The organism is Mesorhizobium sp. KR1-2 (assembly GCF_040045035.1).
Lineage (GTDB): Bacteria > Pseudomonadota > Alphaproteobacteria > Rhizobiales > Rhizobiaceae > Pseudaminobacter.
Window position 1 is genome coordinate 42,451 of record NZ_JBDZDS010000010.1, and the last position, 23,455, is coordinate 65,905.

18 protein-coding genes, 3 tRNA genes and 1 pseudogene are annotated in these 23,455 nt (G+C 60.6%); 7 read left to right on the forward strand and 15 right to left on the reverse strand.

The genetic code is table 11. The features are described from left to right. Window positions 1–8 precede the first annotated feature (8 nt). Window positions 9–1,265: a cytochrome P450 gene (locus ABLE85_RS18905; RefSeq protein WP_348794262.1), complete on the reverse strand. Its 1,257-nt coding sequence runs from the start codon at window positions 1,263–1,265 to the stop codon at window positions 9–11. A gap of 116 nt (window positions 1,266–1,381) precedes the next feature. Between ABLE85_RS18905 and ABLE85_RS18910 the strand changes: the two genes are divergently transcribed. Both ABLE85_RS18910 and ABLE85_RS18915 read left to right on the forward strand, forming a co-directional pair. Continuing rightward, window positions 1,382–2,485: an FAD-dependent oxidoreductase gene (locus ABLE85_RS18910; protein ID WP_348794263.1), complete on the forward strand. Its 1,104-nt coding sequence runs from the start codon at window positions 1,382–1,384 to the stop codon at window positions 2,483–2,485. A gap of 163 nt (window positions 2,486–2,648) precedes the next feature. Next, window positions 2,649–3,836 (forward strand): annotated as a pseudogene (locus tag ABLE85_RS18915) (IS3 family transposase). A gap of 36 nt (window positions 3,837–3,872) precedes the next feature. On the opposite strand, the gene ABLE85_RS18920 reads toward ABLE85_RS18915, so the two are convergent. The 6 genes from ABLE85_RS18920 to ABLE85_RS18945 form a co-directional block, all read right to left on the reverse strand. Beyond that, a complete protein-coding gene (locus ABLE85_RS18920) occupies window positions 3,873–4,094 on the reverse strand; it encodes a hypothetical protein (RefSeq protein WP_348794264.1) in 222 nt (73 codons plus the stop codon). A 291-nt stretch (window positions 4,095–4,385) separates the two neighbouring features. Beyond that, a tRNA-Glu gene (locus ABLE85_RS18925) sits at window positions 4,386–4,461 on the reverse strand. Window positions 4,462–5,065: 604 nt separating this feature from the next. Continuing rightward, a complete protein-coding gene (locus ABLE85_RS18930) occupies window positions 5,066–5,812 on the reverse strand; it encodes an SDR family oxidoreductase (protein WP_348794265.1) in 747 nt (248 codons plus the stop codon). A 37-nt stretch (window positions 5,813–5,849) separates the two neighbouring features. Beyond that, window positions 5,850–7,172 (reverse strand): FAD-binding oxidoreductase, encoded by a 1,323-nt coding sequence (locus ABLE85_RS18935; RefSeq protein WP_348794266.1) that lies wholly within the window; start codon window positions 7,170–7,172, stop codon window positions 5,850–5,852. A gap of 3 nt (window positions 7,173–7,175) precedes the next feature. Beyond that, complete coding sequence (locus ABLE85_RS18940; protein ID WP_348794267.1) at window positions 7,176–7,586, reverse strand: GtrA family protein; 411 nt, start codon at window positions 7,584–7,586, stop codon at window positions 7,176–7,178. Between the two features lie 168 nt (window positions 7,587–7,754). After that, entirely contained in the window at window positions 7,755–9,179 is a 1,425-nt protein-coding gene (locus ABLE85_RS18945) for a UbiA family prenyltransferase (protein ID WP_348794268.1), read from the reverse strand. Between the two features lie 339 nt (window positions 9,180–9,518). Between ABLE85_RS18945 and ABLE85_RS18950 the strand changes: the two genes are divergently transcribed. Together ABLE85_RS18950 and ABLE85_RS18955 are read left to right on the forward strand one after the other, a co-directional pair. After that, the gene (locus ABLE85_RS18950) at window positions 9,519–10,832 is read left to right on the forward strand and encodes an O-antigen ligase family protein (RefSeq protein WP_348794269.1); all 1,314 of its coding nucleotides are present in this window, start codon (window positions 9,519–9,521) and stop codon (window positions 10,830–10,832) included. Then, complete coding sequence (locus ABLE85_RS18955; protein WP_348794270.1) at window positions 10,829–12,967, forward strand: right-handed parallel beta-helix repeat-containing protein; 2,139 nt, start codon at window positions 10,829–10,831, stop codon at window positions 12,965–12,967. Before ABLE85_RS18950 ends, ABLE85_RS18955 begins: the two co-directional genes overlap by 4 nt. 46 nt (window positions 12,968–13,013) lie before the next feature. Here ABLE85_RS18955 and ABLE85_RS18960 read toward each other — a convergent pair whose 3' ends face one another. Beyond that, a complete protein-coding gene (locus tag ABLE85_RS18960) occupies window positions 13,014–14,273 on the reverse strand; it encodes a hypothetical protein (protein ID WP_348794271.1) in 1,260 nt (419 codons plus the stop codon). Next, window positions 14,270–15,040: an SUMF1/EgtB/PvdO family nonheme iron enzyme gene (locus ABLE85_RS18965; protein WP_348794272.1), complete on the reverse strand. Its 771-nt coding sequence runs from the start codon at window positions 15,038–15,040 to the stop codon at window positions 14,270–14,272. The genes ABLE85_RS18960 and ABLE85_RS18965 overlap by 4 nt, the downstream gene beginning before the upstream one ends. A gap of 203 nt (window positions 15,041–15,243) precedes the next feature. Here ABLE85_RS18965 and ABLE85_RS18970 point away from each other — a divergent pair, with 203 nt between their 5' ends. Then, window positions 15,244–15,999 (forward strand): hypothetical protein, encoded by a 756-nt coding sequence (locus ABLE85_RS18970; RefSeq protein WP_348794273.1) that lies wholly within the window; start codon window positions 15,244–15,246, stop codon window positions 15,997–15,999. Here ABLE85_RS18970 and ABLE85_RS18975 read toward each other — a convergent pair. The 6 genes from ABLE85_RS18975 to phaC all read right to left on the reverse strand — a co-directional run bounded on the left by ABLE85_RS18975 (window position 15,962) and on the right by phaC (window position 21,636). After that, window positions 15,962–16,687, reverse strand: a complete 726-nt coding sequence (locus tag ABLE85_RS18975; RefSeq protein ID WP_348794274.1) for a DNA methyltransferase — start codon at window positions 16,685–16,687, stop codon at window positions 15,962–15,964. The two genes, ABLE85_RS18970 and ABLE85_RS18975, sit on opposite strands and share 38 nt — an antisense overlap. Before the next feature lie 631 nt (window positions 16,688–17,318). Next, window positions 17,319–17,879 carry a hypothetical protein gene (locus ABLE85_RS18980; protein WP_348794275.1) on the reverse strand — a complete coding sequence of 187 codons (561 nt, stop codon included), beginning with the start codon at window positions 17,877–17,879 and terminating at the stop codon, window positions 17,319–17,321. After that, window positions 17,868–17,942: transfer RNA gene (locus ABLE85_RS18985), tRNA-Glu, on the reverse strand. The genes ABLE85_RS18980 and ABLE85_RS18985 overlap by 12 nt, the downstream gene beginning before the upstream one ends. Before the next feature lie 149 nt (window positions 17,943–18,091). Further along, a tRNA-Glu gene (locus ABLE85_RS18990) sits at window positions 18,092–18,166 on the reverse strand. Window positions 18,167–18,245: 79 nt separating this feature from the next. After that, window positions 18,246–19,577 carry a YcbK family protein gene (locus tag ABLE85_RS18995; protein ID WP_348794276.1) on the reverse strand — a complete coding sequence of 444 codons (1,332 nt, stop codon included), beginning with the start codon at window positions 19,575–19,577 and terminating at the stop codon, window positions 18,246–18,248. 220 nt (window positions 19,578–19,797) lie between these two features. Next, entirely contained in the window at window positions 19,798–21,636 is a 1,839-nt protein-coding gene (gene phaC / locus ABLE85_RS19000; protein ID WP_348794277.1) for a class I poly(R)-hydroxyalkanoic acid synthase, read from the reverse strand. A gap of 109 nt (window positions 21,637–21,745) precedes the next feature. Here phaC and ABLE85_RS19005 point away from each other — a divergent pair, with 109 nt between their 5' ends. Then, complete coding sequence (locus tag ABLE85_RS19005; protein WP_348794278.1) at window positions 21,746–22,129, forward strand: hypothetical protein; 384 nt, start codon at window positions 21,746–21,748, stop codon at window positions 22,127–22,129. 71 nt (window positions 22,130–22,200) lie between these two features. Continuing rightward, window positions 22,201–23,418 (forward strand): LL-diaminopimelate aminotransferase, encoded by a 1,218-nt coding sequence (locus ABLE85_RS19010; protein WP_348794279.1) that lies wholly within the window; start codon window positions 22,201–22,203, stop codon window positions 23,416–23,418. Window positions 23,419–23,455 lie beyond the last annotated feature (37 nt).

Below are 23,455 nucleotides of genomic sequence, written 5' to 3' on the forward strand. Positions count from 1 at the left end.
GTGGGGCGTCAGAACTTGACGTCCAGCCTTTCCAAACCGTGGAAATGATAGGTGTCGCGGTAGAGCGGTTCTTCGGCCAGCGCGATCTGCGGCAGCCTGTCGAACAGCACTTTCAGCGAGACCTGCATCTCCAGCCGCGCCAGCGGCGCGCCGATGCAGAAGTGGATGCCGGCGCCAAAGGACACGTTCTTCTGGTCGCTGCGGCCGGGCTGGAACTCCTGCGGCGCGGCGTAGGCCTGGTAGTCGCGGTTGGCGCAGCCAAGCAGCAGGCCCACCTGTTCGCCCTGCTTTAGGTTGAGGTCCTCAGCGGCCTCGATCTCGCCATAGGCATAGCGCGTGAACATGTGCAGCGGCGCGTCATAGCGTAGGCATTCCTCCACCGTCGCGGCGGTCGCCTCGGGCGTCGTGAAGAACCGGCGCGGGTCGCCCCCCTGCTTCAGGATGGTGCGCACCGCATTGCCGGTCTGGTGCACGGTGGCCTCGTGGCCAGCGTTCAGCAACAGGATCGCCGAGGAAACCAGCTCGTCCTCGCTGAGCTTCTGACCGTCCTCCTGCGCCGAGATCAGCAGGCTGAGCAGGTCGTCGCCGGGGTTTTTGCGCCGCTCGACCACATAGGCGCGCAGGAAGTCGGAAAAGGCCTGCGACGAGGCGTTCGCCCTGTCCTCGGTCTCGCGCGTGCGGCCGTGCATATACATGGCGACCATGTCGTGCGACCAGCTCAGGAGCTGCGGTCCCATTTCCACCGGTACGCCCAGCATCTCGGCGATGATGGTGATCGGCAGCGGCGCGGCGTAGGCCGGCAGCAGATCCACCTGGCCATTGGCCTCGAAGCCGTCGACCAGCTCGTTGGCCAGCGCTTCCACGCGCGGCCGCAGGCGTTCGACCTGCCGCGAGACGAAGGCGCGGTTGACCAGTGTGCGCAGGCGCGTGTGCACCGGCGGCTCCAGCTCCAGCATGGAGTTGGCTTCGATGGCGTCGAAGGCCTTCAGGTGCGAGCGGTCGCCGGTATAGCCCTGGTCGTCGGCGGCGCCTGCCGGCTTCTCGCGGCCGAAGCGGCGGTCGCGCAGCAGGCGGTTCACGTCGTCGTAGCCGGCCAGGCACCAGAAGCCGAAATCTTCCCAGAAGAAGCTGCGCGCATTGGCGTGCAGCCAGGCATAGGCCTCGTAAGGGTCTTGCACGAAGCGTTGCTCGTGCGGATCGAGCCGCAGGCGGCGCGTGGCGGGATCGTAGTTCAGATAGGAGGGGGGTGTAGAGATGTTCGTCATGGCGGCTGTTTAGCGCGCCTTGCCAAGCTTGATCCAGTGCATATCCTGTCGCGCATCCGCTTTTGATTTGATCCAGAAGCGCGGCTTCCCTGCCAATTCCCGAGGAGTCCCCAAAAATGAATGTGATCGTGGTCGGTGCGGGCATCGCCGGGCTTTCGTCCGCCTGGGCCCTGACCAAGGCGGGACACCGCGTCACCGTCCTCGAACAGGGGCCGATCCCCAATCCGCTCGCGGCGTCAGGTGACCACCACCGCATCATCCGGCGCGCCTATGGCGCGGCCACCGGCTACGCGCAGTTGATCACCGAGGCGTTCGACGCCTGGGGCGAGCTATGGGAGGATCTGGGCGCAGTCCACTATGACGCGCGGGGCTTCATGTGCGTCTCGCGCGAGGCGGGCGACGAGGCCGAGGTGCTGCGCGACGGATTGAAAGCCGGGAATTTTCCGTTCGAAATGTTCGGACCGGACGAGGCCGTCCGGCGATGGCCGTTCCTGGAGCCGGGCAGCTTCAACTACGCGTTCGTCTCGCCCGAGGGCGGTGCATTGCACTGCCGCAAGATAGCGGCCGGGCTGGCCATGTGGCTGCGCGCCAACGGCGCCAATGTCTACGAGCGCAGCAAGGTCGCCCATATCGACGCGGCAACCGGCAAGGTGGAGCTCGAATCTGGGTCGATCCTGCGCGGCGACAAGGTGGTGGTCACGGCCGGCGCCTGGGTATTGAAACTCTTTCCCGAACTCGGCTTCGACCTCGCCACCTATCGTACCGCAGTCGCCTATCTCGAGCCACCAGCAGATCTCAGGCAAGCATGGGACGAGGCGCCGGTGATTCTCGACGTGGGCGGCAAGACCGACGGCTACATCATCCCGCCAACGGGCGGGGCCGGAATGAAGTTCGGTTCCGGGCTGCACAAGGTGCCCACCAGCGACGCCGACTGGAACCGCCAGCCGGTCGAAGGCGAGGGCGAGGCAATCCGCAACCTTTTTGCGCCGCCCATCGCGCGGGTTCGCGACTATGCGGTGAAGGAGGTGGTCACCTGCGCCTACACCTTCACCGCCGACGAGCGCTTCATGGCGCAGGAGATCGGCAAGTGCCTGGTCGTGTCGGCCTGTTCGGGCCACGGCTACAAGTTCGGCTCCTCGGTCGGACGCCGTGTGGCCCAGGCCGTCGCGACTGGCGACACCGACGGCCTGCTCTCCTGGCTGCGCGCCGACATGGTTTAGCCGGCGTCACTTTCCGACATTGGCTGCTTTCCGCGCCTTCGAACGGGTGCGGTTAGACCGTTCGCAACAGATTGTTCTGGCGAGAGCGGCGATTCAAGCTGACGTTGCCCCTTTGACTTGATCCGGATTGAAGTTCGTTCGGGCCCAAAGAGAGGACCAGAACATGAAACGCAGCCGCTTCTCGGATGAGCAGATCATCGGGATTTTGAAGGAGCATGAGGCCGGGGTCTCGGTCGCGGATTTGTGCCGCAAGCATGGCGTGAGCGATGCCTCGATCTACAAATGGAAGGCCAAATTCGGTGGCATGGACGTGTCCGAGGCGAAGCGTCTGAAGCGCCTGGAGGATGAGAACACACGCCTGAAGCGGCTTCTCGCCGATGCCATGCTCGACACTGCGGCCCTGAAAGATCTGTTGGGAAAGAAGTGGTGACGCCCGCAGCCAGGCGGAACGCTGTCGCGCATCTGAAGGCTGCCTTCGGGATGAGCGAACGGCGGGCGTGTAAAGCCATCGGCTGTTGCCGCATGACGGTGCGCTACGAGACCACGCGGCCCGATGATCGCGCGCTTCGGGAGCGGATGCGGGAGATCGCGCGCGAGCGCCGGCGCTTCGGCTATCGACGTCTGCACGTCCTGCTCAAGCGCGAGGGCCATGTTGTGAACCACAAGAAGCTGTTCCGGCTCTACCGCGAAGAGAAGCTGGCGGTGCGTCGTCGTGGCGGGCGCAAGCGGGCGATCGGGACCAGGGCCCCTATGCTGGTGCCCTTGCAGCCGAACGAGCGCTGGTCGCTGGACTTCGTGTCCGATCAGCTCACCGACGGCCGGCGCTTCCGCATCCTGGCCGTGGTCGACGACTGCACGCGCGAGAGCCTGGCGCTGGTTGCCGACACATCGCTGTCGGGCCTGCGGGTGGCGCGCGAGTTGAACCGCCTCATCGCCGAACGCGGCAAGCCGAAGATGATCGTCAGCGACAACGGCAGCGAGTTCACCAGCAATGCCATCCTGGCCTGGGCCGATCAGGCGCGTCTCGAGTGGCACTACATCGCGCCGGGCAAGCCGATGCAAAACGGCTTCATCGAGAGCTTCAACGGCCCTGCGCGATGAGTTGCTCAACGAGACGCTGTTCTCCTCGCTGGCTCAGGCCCGCGCGGCGCTGAATATCTGGCGGACGGACTACAACGGCGCGCGCCCGCACTCGCAGCTCGGCTGGCAGACGCCCGACGAGTTCGCACTGACCTTCCACACGCCTCGGGCCTTGGCGCTGCGCAATGCGAAAGGCTCCGCGCCAACGCCCGCCGCTTCACCCGCCCATCAGGGCAAAACCAACGCCGGAAACGAACTCAAAACTGGATAAAACCTGGGGGCAACGTCAAAGCAAAAGCCACTCGCTCTAAGCGCGCCCTTCTATGCCGCAGCGCTCCAAGGCCGAGGCGAGGGTGGTGGTTTGGGTCAGGCCAAGCACCCTGCGGATGTTTTCGGGGCTTTCGCTCACCACCGTCTGTCCCATGACATGGGTCACGATGGCACCGCGGCCGTGCTCCCTTATGGCCACGAGATGAGTGGTATTAAGATAGATTTGTTTGCCGTCAAAATCTGTCAGTACAATCCACATGACCCGTCCCCTAGCAGTCGACAATCGCGTGCAATCCCTCAGGCCGGATGAACTGCCTTCCTTGCCAAGGCCCACGTGCATCTGGGGTAGCCGATACTCCCGCAAAACATCATGCTTGGCAATGGTTCATGGTCCGAGGCGGCATACCGATTCGCCGGCTCGTCGGCAGAGGCCAAGCCGCCTTGCGGGATGCACTGCCGGCGCAGATCGATCCGAATGACGGGATCTGATTTTCAGCGAAGGGCGAGGGGCTATGCCTGGCGGAACACCGACTTCCAGGGGGAGAAATCGTGGCACGCCCAACGGGACTCGAACCCGTGTTTCCGCCGTGAAAGGGCGGCGTCCTAGACCGCTAGACGATGGGCGCGCGGTGGAGATGGGCACCTTATAGTCGGGCAATCGGTGGGGGCAACCCGTCAAATCCCATTTATGCGACTGCTTGGCCGCACCGGCGACGCTATCCTCGGCGCCATCACCCGCGGCGCGGTGGGCGGCGTACTCGGCAAGCTCAGCAACTATTTCGGCAAGGAGGCCGCGCCTGTGACCCCGCACCAGCGAGGATGTGTTCACGGGCGGCAGCGACCTCTACAGGCAGGCCGAGGACACGGGCGTGCGAAAGGACCCCGTCGGCGGCCTTACCGACAGGGCGCATCAACAAGGATCTCAGGTCGAGGACGGCGGGCTTCGTCGCGGACATCGGCGACACTCAAGGGCGACCTGTCGCTCTCGGATATCCGCGGACGGAAGATAGCCACAGTTCGGATAAGACACTCAAGAGTGAACATGCTCGAAACGGCTCCCAGGCAGACTTCGCGTCGGCAGACGTCGACGGTATTCTGGGAATATCTTAAAGTTCGCCGACATAGTGCATGTCCGACTATTCGTGAGAAAAAACTGGGCGTTCCCTTCCGCGCCAACCGCAGCCGGATGACAGTTTGGTCGCAGGTCGGAAGTGATCGCGGCACGGATTCTCACAGCCGAAGTTTCTTGAACAAGCTTTCAGGGATTGACCTGATGATCGTCATGACGAGCCACCAGGTCGGTCGTACGTAGATGACGTTCCTGCGCTTTTGCACCCCGCTGTATATAGCTTCACCAAGTTCTTGCGGCTCGGCGGTTAGCGTGGCGGGAAGCTTCATGCCCGCCGTCATTCTCGTCCGCACAAAGCCCGGCTTGACCGTCAGAACATGAACGCCCTTTGCGGCCAGTCGGTTGCGCAATCCGGAAAGAAAGGCAGTCAAACCAGCTTTGGCCGCGCCGTAGACATAGTTGGAGGCACGGCCACGATCACCGGCCACTGAAGAGATACCAATAATCGTGCCCGAGCCGCGGTCCTCAAATCGCGACGCAATCAATCCCAACAGAAGACAAGGTCCTTCGAAGTTCGAGCGCATGATGAGCTCGGCATGATCCGTGCGGCGCTCCGCCAGTGTTTGCTCGCCCAGCAAGCCGACCGCCAGCAGAACCGCGTCCGGCAGCACAGGCAGGCTATCGAGAAGAGGCATGAAGCTTGCCGTGTCGAGAATGTCGAGCACGACGGCGGTAATGGTGCTACCCGGTATGCGCAACTCGAGATTGGCTGCTTCCGCCCGAGTAGCAGGCAGCTCTCTTCCACTGATCGTTACGTTCCAGCCCTCTTTGGCGAAAGTGAGCGCCGTGGCCTTGGCAATGTCGGATGTACCGCCAATGACCAGAAGGGACTTTCCTTGAGAGGGCATGTTTCTGGTTCACTTTCGTTTGACGAACCGCGAAGGTTCAGAGCGATAGCCTTTGGGATTGAAGCGAAGAGAATCTGGCTGCCGCTCCTGAAGAGCGGCGCATTTCGCGAAAGGCAGCAAGGCGAGGGTCGGCTGCTTCCAGCGTTGCACTGCTCATGCGCGCATCCTTCGCCAGGTAGAAACGGCCACCATGAGCGACGGTGATCGCGTCGAGTTGTTCCATCAGCGCAAGGCCGGCTGCGCTGGCGGGAAAGTCGAGCGCCAGCGTGTACCCTTCCATCGGAAATGAAAAACGGCTCCCCTGTGCGCCCATGCGCTTCAGCACGGCGAGAAATGATCCCTGACCAGCTAATGAAATGGCCTCAAGCAGTTCCGTGATCCCCCTGGTGGCGGTCGAGAGCGGCAGCACGCATTGGAATTGCGCAAAACCGCGCCGGCCGTAAATCCGGTTCCATCCTTGAATGGCATCGAGCGGATAGAAATAGCTATCCCAGCCGGTCAAACGGTCGCCGGCACCGCGTCGACCTATTGTATAATAGATCGCGTTAAAGGCGCGCACCGAAAAGCGATTCAGCGCGAATTGAGGGGCGTCGAACGAAATGTGTCGTTTACGCCTGGCCTTCACCTGATAGGGGTCGAGCATCTGCTCGTCGCTGAGTTCCTCGCGCCTGGCATGTTCACCCAGGACGACCGATGAGCGGCCGCGCATATTCTTCGGCGCGAAACAATCGATCCATGCAACGGAATAGGTCCAGTCGGCACACCGCTCGAATATGTCGATCGCTTCGTCAAGACAGCGAGCGGGGATCGTGCGTTGCCTTATCCAGCCGCTTTCGACCGGCGTTAGCCGGATAGCCGCGCGCAGAATGACGCCTGTCAGCCCCATGCCGCCGATCGTGAAGGCAAAGAGATCCGAATTTTCAGTCCGCGAGCAGCGCAGTACGCTGCCATCGGCAACCATGAGGTCTATCCACTCAACGAAGGTCCCGAAAGAGCCGTGCTTGTGGTGGTTCTTTCCGTGAACGTCAGCGGCTACCATGCCGCCGATTGTTACGAATTTCGTGCCAGGTGTCACGGCTGGAAACCAGCCGCGCGGCAGGAAGGCCTCGATGATCTCGCCGAGAACAACGCCGGCCTCGACCGTTAGCACACCGGTTTCGCGGTCGAATGCGATCATTCGGTTGAAGCCGGTCAGGTCGATCGTGAGGGTTTGATTGAGGGCACTATCGCCGTAAGCGCGGCCGTTGCCACGGGTGATGCTTGGCCCGGAAAGAACGAGATTGCGCAACGAGATCTCGTCACGAGGAAAGCTGATACGGCAATCAGCCTTCGGGAAACGCCCCCAGCCGGAGATCTCCATCTTTTAGGCCTCCATTCTGCGGGAGGCGAACACAAATTTGCGATCGAGGTTGTACTTGATGCAATAGCCTATTGCCAGGCCGACGAGGGCGCCAAGTTCCCGCGCTTGGGCGGTATTCCACGTCAACCAAAACGCCGTTTCAGTTGCCCAAAAGGCAAGCGTAGTTGCGACACCCGTGAGTGTGTACAGGCCAAATTTGCGGCTTCCAGCCGCAACCCCGTCCGTCTTGTCGAAGAAGATCCATCTGTTGTCCAACGCGTATTTGATGATCAGACCGGTTGATGTACCGGCGACTATCGCCACTGCGAAACCCAGGCCGTCGCTAAGGATGGCGAGTACCGCCCGTTGCATCAAGAGATTTGCCAACGTGGCGGTGACGGCAAACAAAACGTAGCGGACGATCAGCTGGAACATCGTTCTAAGTCATCCAGTAGGAGAACGAAGCTTTGCCGACGAATAGTTCGATCCAGCGCACAGCTGTACAGCAGCCGCAACGCCCTCGCACCACTCAGTGCGGCTTTGGTTTGAAAGACGCCTTCCGGGACAACAGAAAAAGACTTCGCAGGAATCTGAAGCATCGGTTCACATAATGCCGGCAATGATCACGATCAGGATGAGGATCCCGCAATAGCGACTGACCCGATCCTTGACCGCAAAAACGATCGGATCGTCATCCATTATGCCACGGTGGGCCATCATGACCATGCGACTGACCCAATAAAGCAGCACGAGGCAGTTGCCCCACAGTCTGGTTGGATGACTGTAGAGCTCCCGGATCGCGGGGGAATCCAAGTAAAGCGCCATAACCAACACAGCAATATAGCCGGAACTGAGCGCCATCATCGAAACGATGAGCTGATCATCGCCTACGTAGCCCCGACCCTTGGCCTTGCCCCGGCCTGATTTGACAATATCGACTAGTTCACCCTGTCGTTTGACCGCAGCGAGCGAGAAAAAGATGAAGATTGAGAATGCCATCAGCCATTCCGAGATCGGCAACCCGGTGGCAGCGCCGCCGGCAAAAATCCGCAGGGAATAGAGGCTGGCCAGCGCGCAGATATCGACAATCAGTTTACGCTTCAGGCAGAGCGAATAGACCATTGTCGTGGCGTAATAGAGTGCCATGATCAACAGAAATTCAACCCTTTGAACATATAGGCCAAACAGTAGCCCAGTTAACAGCAAGCCCGGCACCATGAATGTCCCGTGTTGCAGTGGTATCGCGCCGGAGGCAAAGGGTCGGCTCCGTTTTCGCGGATGAACCCGGTCCGCGGAAAGATCCAGCAGATCGTTCAGCACGTAGACGCTGGACGCGACCAGGCTGAAGCAGACAAAGGCAAAAAACGCTTCCAGCCAACCATAGATTGACGCCTCGTGGGCTGCTATCAATGGCAAAAAGACAAGTATGTTCTTCGACCACTGATGCGGCCGAATGGCCTTGAGATAGGGGCGGATGCTGTGTTCTGCGTCAGAGAGATGCATGACCTCGCCGCCAAGAGAATGGACGCGGCCTCTTTCCTTCTGCGAGAGCCCGACAGTGATGGCCCTTCGCGCCGAACTCCACACGGGAAGGTCGGCATGCGAATCGCCGATATAGTCATAGTTGCCGGCACCGTATCGTTCGACGAGAAAGTCCGCCTTCGTGCTGCCTTTCAGATTGCGCATGCCGTCCGAGCCATAGACTTCATCGAAAAGGCCCAGATGATGCGCCGTCGCTTTGGCGATCGACTGATCTGTGGCGGTAACAAGGACCGCCTTGCCGCCCTGCTCGCGCCATTCTTTTATATAGTCGACAACATTGTCGTTATAGACGAGGCTAGCCGGGTCGATCGCGATGTTTCGCGCCAATCTTGCCTTGAATTGTGCTTTACCGGCCGCAAGAGAACCAAGCACTTGCAAAAGCTTCCAAATATCCGTTGACGCGCAATCCCAGAAAGACTCGTAGATAACATCGCTTCTGATGAGGGTCTTGTCGAGATCTACGGCAAGTACGGGTAGATCACCCATGGTTACGCCTTTCCCTTGCCGCATTGGTTCTGAACATCCGAGTATTTTTTAATAGTCAAAATGATATCTCTGGATATCTTGCTTTCTATCCAGCTTAGGGAAGTACAGAATAGACAGCTTAAGGCCGTACGGAGTCTTAGGTAGATCACGTATGGTTGACGAGCCTAATCCCTTTGGTGAGGGACGGTGAACATAAAGTGTTGGAAAGGACGCGCTTGTACTACTTGCAATCCCGATGTGGCCGGATGATTGTTTAATTGCGCAGTCAAGCACGACCTCAAATGTGGTCAGGTCTTTTGTGCGATCATCCCTGCCTGTTTGGTTTGAGTGACGAGCGTTATGAAAGTGTTTCGAAGAACAACGGGCGGGCTGATCATCAGTTGGCGAGCCATAGAATGCTGGGGCGCCGCCATGTCCCTATTCCTGCGGATGGGAGCCTTTTTTCCGCTCATGTCGGCAGATGCCGACGGGACGATCAGCGATCCGGCTAAGGCGAAATTACGTCTGCTTTCCCTGCCGGTATATGCGTTTGCCGGGTTGATCCTGGTGCGAAACTTTCCGCAATTTCTCACGGCGCTGAGGCGAAATTTGCTCTTTCCGCTGATATTTGCCCTGCCGTTTATGTCTGTCGTATGGTCGGTAAGCCCGTCGATAACATTGAGACGTGCTGTCGGACTCTTGTCGACAATGCTTTTGGCCTATGTACTGGCAATACGCTTCACGCCGAGACAGTTGCTTCTGCTGGTATTTGCGACCATGGGAACATGTATCGTTCTCAGTGTGGCGATTCTAGCAGTATCACCGGTCCTCGCGCGCATGCCGGACGGTGAAATGCGAGGCATTTTCATCAATAAGAACAGTCTCGGCTGGTATTCGAGTGTCATGATACTGGCAGCGACGGCTGTGCTGATGGACGGGACTTTCGGCTTGCGGCGAACTGCTTTCATGTTGTTGATCGCCAGCGTCATTTGTCTTGTGGGCTCCGGATCTATGACCGCGACAATTACGACAGCGTCGGCTTTTTGCCTGATCGGATTCTATTCCGCCTTGCAGAGAAGCCGCGGCATCGGCCGTATCGTCCTCATCATGTTGTCCGTTCAGATCTCGGTCGGGCTGCTTGTTTCGCTTCGCGAGTTTCTGGTCCCGTTCCTCGAAGCGCTCGGCAAGGACGCCACTCTGACGGGCCGCGTGCCATTGTGGGAGCTGGTTGATCGCCAGATTGCCGACCATCTGCTGTTCGGATTCGGCTATCAGGCATTTTGGACGGAATCGAATCCGGCAGCCTGGGGCATCTGGTCCGAGATCCAGTGGATGGCCCCTCACGCGCATAACGGGTTTCGTGACACGATGCTGAGCTTCGGATTGATCGGCATGGTCCCGTTTGTCTGGCTACTTTTGCGCGCGCTCCGCCAAGGCGCCGTCCTTCAATGCCGTGATCCGAAATATGGCTGGCTCTGGCTAAATGTCCTTACGGTTATGATGCTTGTGATGAACCTTACCGAGAGCCTTTTTCTGGTGCTCAACGACGTGATTTTCACGCTATTTGCCACAGCCATCATCATGTTCTCGCTGTACGCGCCATTGTTTCGATCAGCCCCGATCCCTCGTGGCGGGCGCGCCCACGCAGAGCTCGCGGAGCTGCAAAACGCATGAGATTGCCCGTCGCACCGATCTTGAGCATCTTGCTTGCCACGCTTTTTCCGCAGCGGGGCAATACGGCATCCACATGGTCGGATGCCGACGCGCCCGATCAGTTGCAAAAGACGATCAGAGAAGCGAGCTGCGCCGAAGCGACAGCGGCGACTTCATCAGCCAAGCTGAAGGACACTTCCCTAGGGGACGCATTGAGCAATGGTTTTACGGCGCGGACGGTATTTTACGTCTCTCCTGACGGCAAGGATACTTGGAGCGGCCTTCTTCCCGTCCCAAATCAGCAGCGCAGCGACGGGCCTTTTGCGAGCATAGAGAGGGCGCGCGATGCCGCTCGAAACAAGGGGGGAAACAGAACAATTGCCCTGGGTCGCGGAGACTACTACCTCGACAGGCCCGTCATCTTTGATGCGCGCGATGTAGGCCTGGTCGTCACCGCGAGATGCAATGAAATACCGGTTCTGCACGGGGGGCCGCGCGTCAGAAACTGGGTGCAAAGGCCCGACGGCCACTGGACGGCGTCGCTAAAACTGCCGCCGGGGGACGGGGTCGGCGATCTGTTCGTCAACGGGGTTCGCCAGACCCTGGCGCGTTTTCCAAACGCGCCTGACGACGGTGATTCGCGCAAGGGATGGTTGTTCGCCGCCAAATGCGATCCGGCGATCGACCCCTGGTGGGGCAACACGCGTTTTTGCTACCATCCCGGCGATCTTCCAGTGTTGGGAGATGCTGCAGGGCTCATCATTAACATCGTTGGCGGCTTCCAGCCTGGAAGCCAATGGGGGAGCGACACGCTTCCTGTGGTTTCGATCGACGCCAAAACCTGGACTGTTCATACCAAAGGCACCAGTTACTTTTTTACCGCGGAAGGCAGCCGCTACTTCCTGGCAGGGGCGGCGGCCTTGCTCGATGCGCCTGGAGAATGGTTGTGTGACATTGCAACAGGCCGGCTCGACTATATCCCCGCTGATCGGTACTTCCCCGATGCCGAAGTTGTTGCTGGCGTGCAGCCGACATTCTTTCGGCTTGAGGGGGCCAACGGCATGGTTGTGTCGGGGCTTGAGTTTCGTGACGGAGCACCTGACGGCAGCGGCAAGTTCTATACCGACACCAGAGGGTTCGGTGCCATTCGGCTTGAGCGTGCGGACGGTGTCAAGCTGCTCGGCAACACCATCGAAAACATCGGCGTTGGTATTCACGTCGCTGAAAGCGATAATGTTCTGATTGCCGGCAATGAAATCGGAAATTTGGCAGGAAATGGAATCTACATCGGCACTATCTATGGTAGCTTCGGCAAGTCAAATAACGCCAGAATTCTGTCAAATCATATACATGACATCGGGCAGGTATATTATGAAACGGCCGGCATCTCCTTCCAGGCCACAGACAATATTCGAATCGCCCACAACCTGATCGAAAATGCCGCGCAGTTCGGTATCGGCGGTGGCTCTGTGTGGGGACCACAAGACGCAGTCCATGACGCGGTAATCGAACATAATGTGATCCGCAATGCCAATCAGCGTACGGCAGATGGCGGTGCCATCAAGCTGATGGGCGAGCAGGCCTCCCCTCTGAATAGCACCGTCCGCGAAAACCTCATTACCGGAACGGGGCAGCTGATGAACAGGGCCGACGGAACGTTCTTTCCCCCTGGATACGAGAATATCGATGAATGGCCGTCTCCCATCAGTTGGGCGATCTATACCGACGGTAAGGCGAGTGGGGTGCACATCGAAGGAAATGCTCTTTTCGGCAACATATCGGCGATCGGCATCAATGGCGGCTGGAGCAACCTCGTGACACGGAATATCATCGCGCACGGATCGGGTGTGGTTTTTCGCGTCGACGATGGCACGGGCAAGGGATGGCGCCCTGAATGGGCGCGCCCCAATCGCATTGAGGAAAATGTCGTATCGGTCGACAGTGACAGGGGCATTGTCGCCTACGTCAACGCTCCCGATCATGGGCTTGGATACGTCCATTTTGCGCACAATCGCTACAGCGGCAACCTGAACGACAGGAGCTTCCGATTAAATCCGGGGATTGTGCCGTGGAACAGCGATGGTAGCCTGAGCGATCTTCAGAATGCCGGCGTCGACACAGATAGCATCATCGTCGTCCCGAACGGCGAAAGATAATGCTGGTGGCCACAAGGTCTGTCGCGGTAAGGGTTTTGAACGCGTTCTAACCTGACCCTGTCAAATGCCAGATTGTCAGGCCAAAATAGCCCATGAAAGCGATGAGCATGAGAGCATCATGACGGGGGCTGTTCTGCCGCAATCGCGCCATTCCGAGGCACAAGAGAAGCAGGACCGGTATTTCCGCGTAGCGCTGCCAACTGAACTTTTGTGCTGCTTGAGCTGCAAAGTAGCAGGCGAACAAAGACAGTTCCGGGCTTAGTCCGTATCCATCTCTCCATCCGCGCCGCCAATAGGCAAAGGCCACGACCATTCCCAATGACAGACATGGCAGAGTCAACAGGGGGCGACCATAGATTGTCGGCAGGTGTTCGGCCGCTCTCCAGACGACTGAATAAGGCCTGGGGCCACCAGACTCCGGGACAAGCAGCCATAGGATGAGAGCAATCGCTCCGATGATCAGGATCTCGCGTGCCCGGGCGCGTATGTCGCCTGCGAGATCTTCCTTTCGGAGGAATAGCCAGCCGAAGGCGCCGAGAAGCGCCATTCCATGCAAGAGCGGTCCAAGCGAGAATCCGGTGTGCATCTCTTGCCACTCCGGAGGCGCCAGTCCGCCCCAATGTAGCACGAGTGCAGAGGCAACCAACAAGGACGGTCCCAACGTCAGCAAGCCCTGACCGACCATCCGCCAGGTGAAAATTCGAGGCCAATGCTGGATCACGTCCATGAGTCCGAAAGCGCCGGCCGCACTCAGGAAGCTTTGCCGCGCGATTGTGGAGGCTGCGGCGGCAAGACCGAATGCTATCGGCTTTCGCGGAGAGACGGCGAGTGAATAGGCCATTGCGAAAAGTCCGAGCATGGAGAGGCTTTCGGTCACCGGATGCAAAGCGGGAGTCCAGAAGTAACTCGACGAGACAAGGGGGCAGCCGATCACTAGAGTCCGCAACGCAGAAGCGCCGCTGGATCGCAATGCCCCATAAAAAAAAAGAAGTGCAATTGCCGCCAGGAAGGCGGGGCCGCACGTGGACTGCCAGCTGCTCTGATCGAGCGCTTCGGCCCCGGTTAGCTGTGCAAGGATTGCCATCAACCAGTGAAATCCAGGACCGGTCGCCGACCAAGCGGGATAGGTCCACTGAACACCCCACTCTATGAACCAGTTGACCTGGGGTAAGTGATACAGTTCTGCGTCGAGGGCGCCCCATTGTCTCGGGTTGAGATCGGACGATAGTCCAGCTACCAGTGCCGCATAGGCAACGAGGAGAGCTGGAACGACATATCTGTCACGGTTCAGCCAGAAGGTTCTCATGGCGCACCCAGGTCTAGCGCCACACGGAAGCCGACGTCGGGCCTGCGTGCGCCAGGCGTCAGCCTATAACGTGCGCTCGCCCGAGCAAACCCTGGAGGAAGCAAGTAGGACCCGCCTCGCAACACGCGCACCCTGCAATCCGCCGGTTCTTGCGCGGAGCCGTCCCGCGGCGCATGATCATAGTTGCCGTAGCAATCCTGAGTCCACTCCCACACATTGCCGTAGAGGTCGTAGAAGCCTTCGGGTGTCGGTTTGAACCTGCGCACGGGCGCGACAAATTCGAATGTATCTGGACCTTTGACCGCGGGGCGGCAGCAGTCCTCGTCGCCAAAGTTGCCAAAAGCGCGATCGGGATCATTGCCCCACCAGAAACGCGATTGCGTGCCCGCGCGGGCAATCCGCTCCCACTCTGCTTCGGAGAGCAAACGGTAGTGGCGGCCGGTCTGCACGCTCAACCATGCGGCATAGGACTGCGCGTCGCGCCATGACACACCAGTCACCGGATAGTCATCGCCTTGCGCCTTGATAAGCGGAGCCCGACAGGCCCCCGAGCGAACACATGCATCATATTGTTGGGCCGTGACCTCGGTTTGCGCGGCAGAGAACGATCTCATGTCAATACTGCGGTCGCTTCGCTCGTCGGGGACCGCCTCGTCATCGTGATCGCCGCCCATTTCGAAGGTGCCAGCCGGCACTGTGATCATATCCGGAAACGGCTCAAATGAACCAGCCGTCGAATGGCTGGGCGCAAGCGTTAAAAGCCCCAATAAAAGCCATCCCGCTGAGCACAAAGTATTACTCCGTCGCCAACAAAAACAAAGTTCACTGTCGCTAGATTGTAGAACGCTCCGCCTTTGCTATGCGAATGCTACAATAGGGGGCTTCAGATCACCTCTTTTTGGCGGGGACTAGTCCTAAATGACGGATTTACGTATGCGCAACCGCTTATGACAGCACTGGGCGCGATCGCGTGCTGGAGCGTCTGGCAACGGATGCATGGCTGGACGATCCGAACACCGGCGGCAGCGCTACCGAAGAACGGCGCATCGCGTTTTTCCAGACCCAGTTCGATGCGGGCAGCCGGGTTATCGCGCCATGGTATCCATGGTCGGTTCGTCCAGATGACGTATCGAGCGCCGCACGGGAACTGGTCGAGGCGGATGCCCGGCAAATGAACCGTGCGCTGATCGAGGAGGAGATCGGGCGCGAGAACGCCATGATCCGGTTCATGCTGCGCTGCCTGCGCCGGGCGACGACACTTGTGCTGACCGCGCATGAGATGAGCGTGGAAATCTGCAGGCACGGTCGCATGACCAGAAGCCACCAGGCCGTTCTTGCCGGCGCCGCGGCAGATCGGCCGACGCTTTATGAAGCGGTGCGCGCGGCGCGCGATGGTGACTTCAATCCTTCCGTTCTGTTTCCAAGCCTCTTGAGCTATCACGACATGCTGGAGCTTGCCCGGCTGGTCGGGAGGCGCAGTTGCGGCCATGACGTCTGGCTCGATGGGGGCCTGGTCAAGGAGATGAAGCGGGTGATTGCGATCCGCGACGAATTCGACGCATGCTTCTGCGTGAGCCCGAGGCGTTCCCGTTCGATGAGCAGGGAGCTGCGCTGGTCATCACGCAGACGGCCTAGCAACTGCATTCGAAAGCCGGCAATCGGCGGCGCGATTGCCGCAGGCAGCGCCATCACCGTGACAGGAAGAGCCGGCAGCGCAGCTGCGTAGCTAAATCCTGGCGCTGCGGTGCTACGTGACGGAAGCCGATCGAGCCATGCCCGGGTTTCGGTATTTGTTCCCGAACCTTTCTGGCCATCACGCATGGATCGAGCCGCTTCTGGGGGAAGGAATTGGCCGCTTTTCTTGGAGTGTAGATACGCCCGATGCTTCCGATCCGGAAAAGCTTGATCAGCGGCGTCAGGACCGATACCGGCTTCCGGGTCGGGTGAAGCGTGTTTCGCTCGTAGCGCCAGTCGATGACGTCCGCGATCGGCAACAGCGGCATCTGGACTTGGCCCTTTGCCAGAAGGTAGGCTTGTTCGTGGTGATAGCTGAGGAAGCGTTTCGCCGACGGGTAGCGTTTCCTGAACACCACATGCCCGACCGGGCGGAAGCCCGCGGCCCTCCAGGCCACGAGGAATTTGTCGGCCTGGTTCCAGCCGTAGAAGCTGACACAGAAGCCGCCGCTCTTGAGGATGCGGTACGCTTCGGCGAAGGCCAGCGCCAGCCAGCGGGCGTTGTCGTCGTTCCTCACGGTCTGCCCGTCCCGCGAGCGGTAGCCGGTAATGTATGGGGGGGCGGTCAGGATCATGTCGACCGAGCCGGTTTCCATCCGGCCCATCACGTCGATCCAGTCGCCGTGGATAACGGTGTCGGCGGTAACAGGGTGGATGCTGGTGTTGGTGGCGGTGGTCATTTTTCTCTCCTGTTGTTCGGGTTCGTCCCTCGGGACGCGCAGGAGAAGGGCCGGACGCAAAAGGCGCCCTGTCACCGATAAGGGGTACGGCTTGCCCGTTGACCGGGCGGCGCGTTCGGCCAGACACGACAAAGAGACCGGGGGCGAAGCCAGAGACAGGACGGGAAAAGACCTCGATCACCGACATGCTACGTTGCCGATATTCGTCACTGGATGAACATGCGAAAATAGAGGCTTGCGGCTGCTGGAAATCGGCGTCTGCATTTTGGTGTCCGCTCCTGTTTTCTCGTTTCGCCACAGGAACGCGGGCCGCTCGGGGACGGTGAGGAAAACGTCCGCACCGGTCGGCGGCTGCTCCCGAAAGCGTAGGTCGCTGGCTGGTGCGGGCAGATTTCTGTCATGTCAAAACGGGTGTCGGCCGGCGACTCTTCAAGCCGCAGCGGTCGCAGGACTTCATGCGCGGTAGCCGGCGCACGAGAAAGCAGCGGAAAAAAAACGGGCGGCAGCGCGTGCCGTCGACGTATCCGCATGCCAGAAACCACACCGCTGGGGCCATGCTCGCCGTGCCGGTCAGCAGCGCCGGCGCCAGCGTGACGAGCGTCAATCCGGCAGACAGGCCGAAAGCGATCTGTCATTGCCCGACCAGCGAAAGCAGCTCGATATGCTGGTCGTCGATCACCTCTCCCGCGACCTGTTCACCACCGAGCGGCTGAGCGAAATGCGCGCCTCGTTGTCCAAGCGGCGTGCCAGCCGCGCCGCCGAGGTCGGCTGGCGTATCGCCACATTGCAACGCGAAGCTGCCGACGCCGAAGACAAGCTGAAGCGGCTCTACAAAATGGTCGAGGACGGTGTTGCCGATATGGACGATCTGCTGAAGGAGCGCATCGGCGCCCTCAAGCTCGAACGTGAACGAGCGCAGGCGGCGCTGGACCGCATCGGGGCGACGAATGTTCCCGCGTCCACAATACCGGCGGAAGTCATCGAACGGTTCGGCCGCGCGATGCGCGAAAATATCGCCACGGGCGAGGTTCCGTTCCGCAAGGCCTATCTGCGTTCGGTCGTCGATTGCATCGCAGTGGACGACGATGTCATCCGGATCACGGGCGACAAGACGAGGCTCGAACAGGCAATCGGCGGCAAAAGCTTTGCCACGTCCGGTGTTCGCAATTTTGCACAGAAGTGGTACGCCCAAGGGGAATCGAACCCCTGTTACCGCCGTGAAAGGGCGGTGTCCTGACCGCTAGACGATGGGCGCGCGGTGGAGATGGGCGCCTTATAGTCGGGCAATCGGTGGGGGGCAACCCGTCAAATCCCATTTACGCGACTGCCTGCAGGAAAGGACTTTCTTTCTCAGTATAGCGGCATGCTTGGGATGGAATTGGAAGTATAAGCTGGGGGATGGTCTGGTACGCCCAAGGGGAATCGAACCCCTGTTACCGCCGTGAAAGGGCGGTGTCCTGACCGCTAGACGATGGGCGCGGGAGACGAGGCGGGTTATAGTCAGGCAGTTCGCCTTGGGCAACCCATCAAAACCCATTTATGCAAATTTTTTTCGACCCTATTTCCGACGGCTGCAGCGCCAGTTCCAGTCGCGCTCGGGGCCGACGTCCACATGTACGGAATCCGTATGGCAATAGGTGCCTACACCGCCGCGGCCGGGCATGGAGCGGACGTAATTGGCCAATTCCCACTTGCTCACGCCAGTGATCTGGATGTCGGCGGCGGCGCAATACATGTGCAGGGAGTTCTTGGCGCCCCGCGAGCGAGCGTTGTGACTCGGGCTGCGATAGCCGGAGGTCACGACGATCTTGCCGCCGTAGTGCTGCTCGATGGCCTTGAGAACACGCACCAGCGAAGGCTTCAGGCAGGCGACGTCCACATTCTCGGTCTGGCGCAGGAGGCCATTCGGGGCGAGTCGGGCCATGCCGGCGGCCGACGCGAGCTGCACCGGCCCGCCGTCCTCCTCTTCGTGGAGGTCGACGTCGCTGTCGTCGTCGATGCCTGATTTGCGGGTGATTTCGAAAAGCGCGGTCTGGCGCACGCCGGGAAGAGCCGATTCGCCGGTTACGGACGCGAGCGATACAGGCTTTTGACCTGATTCGGCCGAAGCGATCTGGATGATCGGCTTCGCGTCCTGCTCTTCGGCAGTGTCGATGAGGGGTTTCGCGGCCGGCGCCGCAGCCGCTACGAGCGGCTTGACGGGGCCGGATGGAGCCCCTCGTCCCGACGTCGCCGGCGCTGCCGGCGAGCGGGCAGAGGAGGAGCCGAAGAGGGAAGCGAAGAAGCCCTTCTTTGGAGGAGGTGCTTTGGCCGGTTCGACCGCAATCGTCTCGGCAGGCGTTTCGACTGCGGCGGCCACCTGTTCGGGCTCGGCTTCGGGTTGCACGGGAGCGGCGGCGATGTCGGTCTGCGGCTCGGCAGGTTTGGCGAGCGGCACGGACGCCTGCGCCGCTGCTTGTTCGGCTGCCTGGGCGGCAGCGGCCGCCGCGGCAAGCCGTTCGGCTTCCGCCTCGGCTTCGACGGCCTGCTGCAAGGAGATGGTGCCGGTCGCCGGCTTCGCCGTCGGCAGATAGGCCACGACGACAGGCAGTTCCTTGTCGTTCTCGTCCATCACCGTGGCCGGCAGAGCGGCCGCAACCGCTGTTGCCTCTGCGCCGGCTGGCATGGCGTTTTCGGCGATCTGCGGCGCGTTGATCTCGACGGCGGTCGTGCCTTCCGCGACCGCGTCGGCGGCCTGGGCCTGAGCCGTTGCGGGCGCGTTGAAGCCGGGTGCGCTGAAGTCGAGATTCGGATCGGTGGTCGAGGTGCAGGAGGCGAGGAGAGCAGAACAGAGCGCCGCCAAAACTGCACGGCCTTCTCGTTTCGCGAAACGCGTGCCTGCTGCAGTCAAACCGGTCCCCTTTTTATCCTTTTTGGCGCCGCTACGCTTGGGCAAGGCATTCAAATTCAATGCGGGGCGACCACATTTTGGGTCGCCGGAATTCAAAAACCGACGAATCTGCAGCCCCGAAGTGAAATCGGCTAGGGCTGAAATGAGGCAAGAAGGTGTTTGCCTGCCATCATTTCGCCCGCTTTTGGGTCACGGTCAATTCACCGCGCATTACAATATGTTACACGCGTACCCTGACATAGGTCCCCGGCGCGTCGCCGAGAATCTGGGTGTTCGTGCCGGGCACTCGCGCCGGCACCTGCCGGTCGTCCTTCTCGGTCACCCACTTTTGCCAGTGCGGCCACCAGGAACCGCGGTTTTCCGCGGCTTTGGCGACCCACTCGTCGAAGTCTCCGACCGGTTTTCCGTTGGTCCAATATTGGTATTTGTTCTGCGCTGGCGGGTTTACGACGCCGGCGATGTGGCCCGATCCGGCCATCACGTAATCGACCGGCCCGCCGAAGTACTGGCAGCCCAGAAACACCGATCGAGCCGGCGCGATGTGATCCTCGCGGGCCGCGAGATTGTAGACGGGAATGGTAATGTCGCTCAGCGAGATGGTGTGGCCGGCCAGTTCCATGCGGCCCTGGGAGAGGTTGTTCTCCAGATAGCAGTTGCGCAGATAGAACGAGTGGTTGGCCGCGCTCATGCGCGTCGAATCCGCGTTCCAGTAGAGCAGGTCGAAGGGCAGGGGCTCCTTGCCGCGTATGTAGTTGTTGATGACATAAGGCCAGATCAGGTCGCCCGACCGCAGCATATTGAAGGCGGTGGCCATCTTGTTGCCTTCCAGATAGCCCTTTCCGCGCATCGCGTGCTCGAGCGCGGCGACCTGGTCCTCGTCGACGAAGACCTTCAGGTCGCCCGCATAGGTGAAGTCGACCTGGGTGGTGAAGAAGGTCACCGACCTGATGCGCTCGTCGCCTTCCTGCGCCAGTAGCGACAGCGCCGCCGCCAGCAGCGTGCCGCCGACGCAATAGCCGATCGCGTTGACCTCGCGCTCGCCCGTTGCGGCCTCCACCGTGTCGAGGCCGTATTGCAGGCCCTCGCGGATATAGGCTTCCCAGCCCTTCAGCCCGTGCCGTTCGTCCGGATTGATCCAGGAGATGACGAACACGGTGTGGCCCTGCTCGACGGCCCAGCGGATGAAGGATTTCTGCGGGTTGAGGTCGAGGATGTAGAACTTGTTGATCCAGGGCGGGCAGATCAGCAGCGGCCGCTTCAGCACCGTATCGGTCGAAGGCTCGTACTGGATGATCTCGGCGACGTCGCTGCGCCCGACCACCTTGCCCGGCGTCATCGCCAGGTTACGGCCGATCTCGAATTGCGAATGGTCGGACTGCCGCAGCTTCAGGTGGCCGCGGCCGGCCTGGATGTCCTCGGCCAGCATTTTCATGCCGCGCACTAGGTTCTCGCCGTTGCTGGCCACGGTTTCGCGGAACAGTTCCGGGTTGGTGAGGATGAAGTTGGATGGCGAAATCGCGGCGGAGATTTGCTTTACGTAGAATTCGGCCTTGTGGCGCGTGCGCTCATCCAGCCCGTCGGCGTGCTCGACCAGGTCGTTCGCCCAGCGCGTGGTGACCAGATAGACCTGCTTCAGGAAGTCGAAGAAGGCATTGCGGCCCCATTCGGGATCCAGGAAGCGTTTGTCGCTCTTGTCGGCTGCGACGACGCTTTCGTCTGCGGCCTGTTCACCGGCGTTCATGCGCTGGATCGCGTTCGACCACACATTCATGTATCCCGAAAACAGCCGGGTCTGCGCCTCCAGCGCCCGCGAGGGGTCGGAGAGCCAGTATTCGGTGAGCCTGGAGAACGTCTTGACCATGTCGGCCATGGGTTCGGCGACGCTGTCGCGGATTTCGCCGCGCTCGCGTGGCTCGGCCCATGCGGAGGCGGCCTTGCCGGCCTGCTCCACCATGCGGGCGAGATTGAGCGCGAAGCGTTCCGGATCCTTGACGAGGTATTGCTCGATGGATGAGGTGTGGTCGCTATCTGTCTTGCCCGAATCGGCCGTCTTCGACATGGTTCGCGCTTGTCCTCCCGTGGCTTTATATTACCATAATATAGTGTGATGCCCGAACGGGTCCAACAACACCGATGTCGACCTGTAGTAGAGCCGCAGAGGAAATAATATGACAGGGCATGCTTGCGTAGGCATTTTTTCCCGTTTGCGGCCGGGGCTTTTCGGCGCGGCCCTGGGCATGTCGCTGATCCAGCTTTCCGGATGCACCACCGCCAACGTGGAAGAAGTGGTGCCGACGGCCCCGCCGTCCGGCCTGCCTTCGGGACAGGCCAGGGTAACCGGGACGTTTCCCAATCTGAACATCGCACCGACGGTGGCGGCTCCCCAGCTCAGCGATGCGGAAAAGGACGCCAAGCTGACCGAACTGAGGGCGGCGCAATCGTCGCAAACCGCTGTCGGCGAGGCCATAGCGGCTCCCGATGACCAGGCGCTCCTCAAGAAGCTCGCCACCACCCACGACAAGAAGACTTTGTCCGAGATCGAGGGCAAATGACACCCTCGACCGGCTCCCGGATTGGGTATATATCGCGGCTCACGAATTGATCGCCACTCGCTGGAACCGACATGGAAGAGTTTCACAAGGTTCGTCGACTTCCACCTTACGTCTTCGAACAGGTTAACCGGCTGAAGGCCAGCGCCCGCGCCAGCGGGGCTGACATTATTGATCTGGGCATGGGCAATCCCGATTTGCCGACGCCGCAATCCATCGTCGACAAGCTGTGCGAAGTGGTGCGCGATCCGCGTACGCATCGTTATTCCTCGTCGCGCGGCATTCCCGGCCTGCGCCGCGCCCAGGCCAGTTACTATGCCCGCCGCTTTGGCGTGAAGCTCGACCCTGACACTCAGGTCATCGCCACGCTTGGCTCGAAGGAAGGCTTCGCCAACATGGCGCAGGCCATCACCGCGCCGGGCGACGTGGTGCTGTGCCCGAACCCGACCTATCCGATCCACGCCTTCGGTTTCATCATGTCGGGGGGCGTCATCCGCTCGCTGCAGGCCGAGCCCGACGACCGCTTCATCCCGGCGCTGGAGCGGGGCATGCGCCACTCCATTCCCAAGCCGCTGGCGCTGATCCTCAACTATCCGTCGAACCCGACTGCGCTGGTCGCCTCGCTCGACTTCTACAAGGACGTGGTCGCCTTCGCCCGGAAGCACGAGATCATCATCCTTTCCGACCTCGCCTATGCGGAGATCTATTTCGACGGGCCGCCGCCGCCTTCTGTGCTGGAAGTGCCGGGCGCGATGGACGTGACGGTCGAGTTCACCTCCATGTCGAAGACCTTCTCCATGCCGGGCTGGCGCATGGGCTTTGCCGTGGGCAACGAACGCCTGATCGCGGCGCTGACGCGGGTGAAGTCCTATCTCGACTACGGCGCCTTCACGCCGATCCAGGTGGCGGCAACCGCCGCCCTCAACGGCGATGGCTCCGACATCGCCGAGGTGCGCGAGATCTACCACAAGCGCCGCGACGTGATGGTCGAGACCTTCGGCCGCGCCGGATGGAACATTCCGGCCCCGGCCGCGACGATGTTCGCCTGGGCGCCGATCCCGGAGCCGTACCGGCACCTCGGCTCGCTGGAATTCTCCAAGCTTCTGATCGAGAAGGCGGATGTGGCCGTCGCGCCGGGCATCGGCTTCGGCGAATATGGCGACGACCATGTGCGCATCGCGCTGGTCGAGAACGAACACCGCATCCGGCAGGCGGCGCGCAACATCAAGCGCTTCCTCGGCTCGGACGGCGACAAGGCGGGCAATGTGGTGCCTTTAACGGCGCGGCGCTGAACGACTTCCAAATACATACCAAACATTCAAGGGGACG

Excerpts from the sequence above, each read along its gene's own strand:
- ABLE85_RS18905 (WP_348794262.1), bottom strand. The coding sequence starts at position 1,265 with ATGACGAACATCTCTACACCCCCCTCCTATCTGAACTACGATCCCGCC.
- ABLE85_RS18910 (WP_348794263.1), top strand. The coding sequence starts at position 1,382 with ATGAATGTGATCGTGGTCGGTGCGGGCATCGCCGGGCTTTCGTCCGCC.
- ABLE85_RS18920 (WP_348794264.1), bottom strand. The coding sequence starts at position 4,094 with ATGTGGATTGTACTGACAGATTTTGACGGCAAACAAATCTATCTTAAT.
- ABLE85_RS18930 (WP_348794265.1), bottom strand. The coding sequence starts at position 5,812 with ATGCCCTCTCAAGGAAAGTCCCTTCTGGTCATTGGCGGTACATCCGAC.
- ABLE85_RS18935 (WP_348794266.1), bottom strand. The coding sequence starts at position 7,172 with ATGGAGATCTCCGGCTGGGGGCGTTTCCCGAAGGCTGATTGCCGTATC.
- ABLE85_RS18940 (WP_348794267.1), bottom strand. The coding sequence starts at position 7,586 with ATGTTCCAGCTGATCGTCCGCTACGTTTTGTTTGCCGTCACCGCCACG.
- ABLE85_RS18945 (WP_348794268.1), bottom strand. The coding sequence starts at position 9,179 with ATGGGTGATCTACCCGTACTTGCCGTAGATCTCGACAAGACCCTCATC.
- ABLE85_RS18950 (WP_348794269.1), top strand. The coding sequence starts at position 9,519 with ATGAAAGTGTTTCGAAGAACAACGGGCGGGCTGATCATCAGTTGGCGA.
- ABLE85_RS18955 (WP_348794270.1), top strand. The coding sequence starts at position 10,829 with ATGAGATTGCCCGTCGCACCGATCTTGAGCATCTTGCTTGCCACGCTT.
- ABLE85_RS18960 (WP_348794271.1), bottom strand. The coding sequence starts at position 14,273 with ATGAGAACCTTCTGGCTGAACCGTGACAGATATGTCGTTCCAGCTCTC.
- ABLE85_RS18975 (WP_348794274.1), bottom strand. The coding sequence starts at position 16,687 with ATGACCACCGCCACCAACACCAGCATCCACCCTGTTACCGCCGACACC.
- phaC (WP_348794277.1), bottom strand. The coding sequence starts at position 21,636 with ATGTCGAAGACGGCCGATTCGGGCAAGACAGATAGCGACCACACCTCA.
- ABLE85_RS19005 (WP_348794278.1), top strand. The coding sequence starts at position 21,746 with ATGACAGGGCATGCTTGCGTAGGCATTTTTTCCCGTTTGCGGCCGGGG.
- ABLE85_RS19010 (WP_348794279.1), top strand. The coding sequence starts at position 22,201 with ATGGAAGAGTTTCACAAGGTTCGTCGACTTCCACCTTACGTCTTCGAA.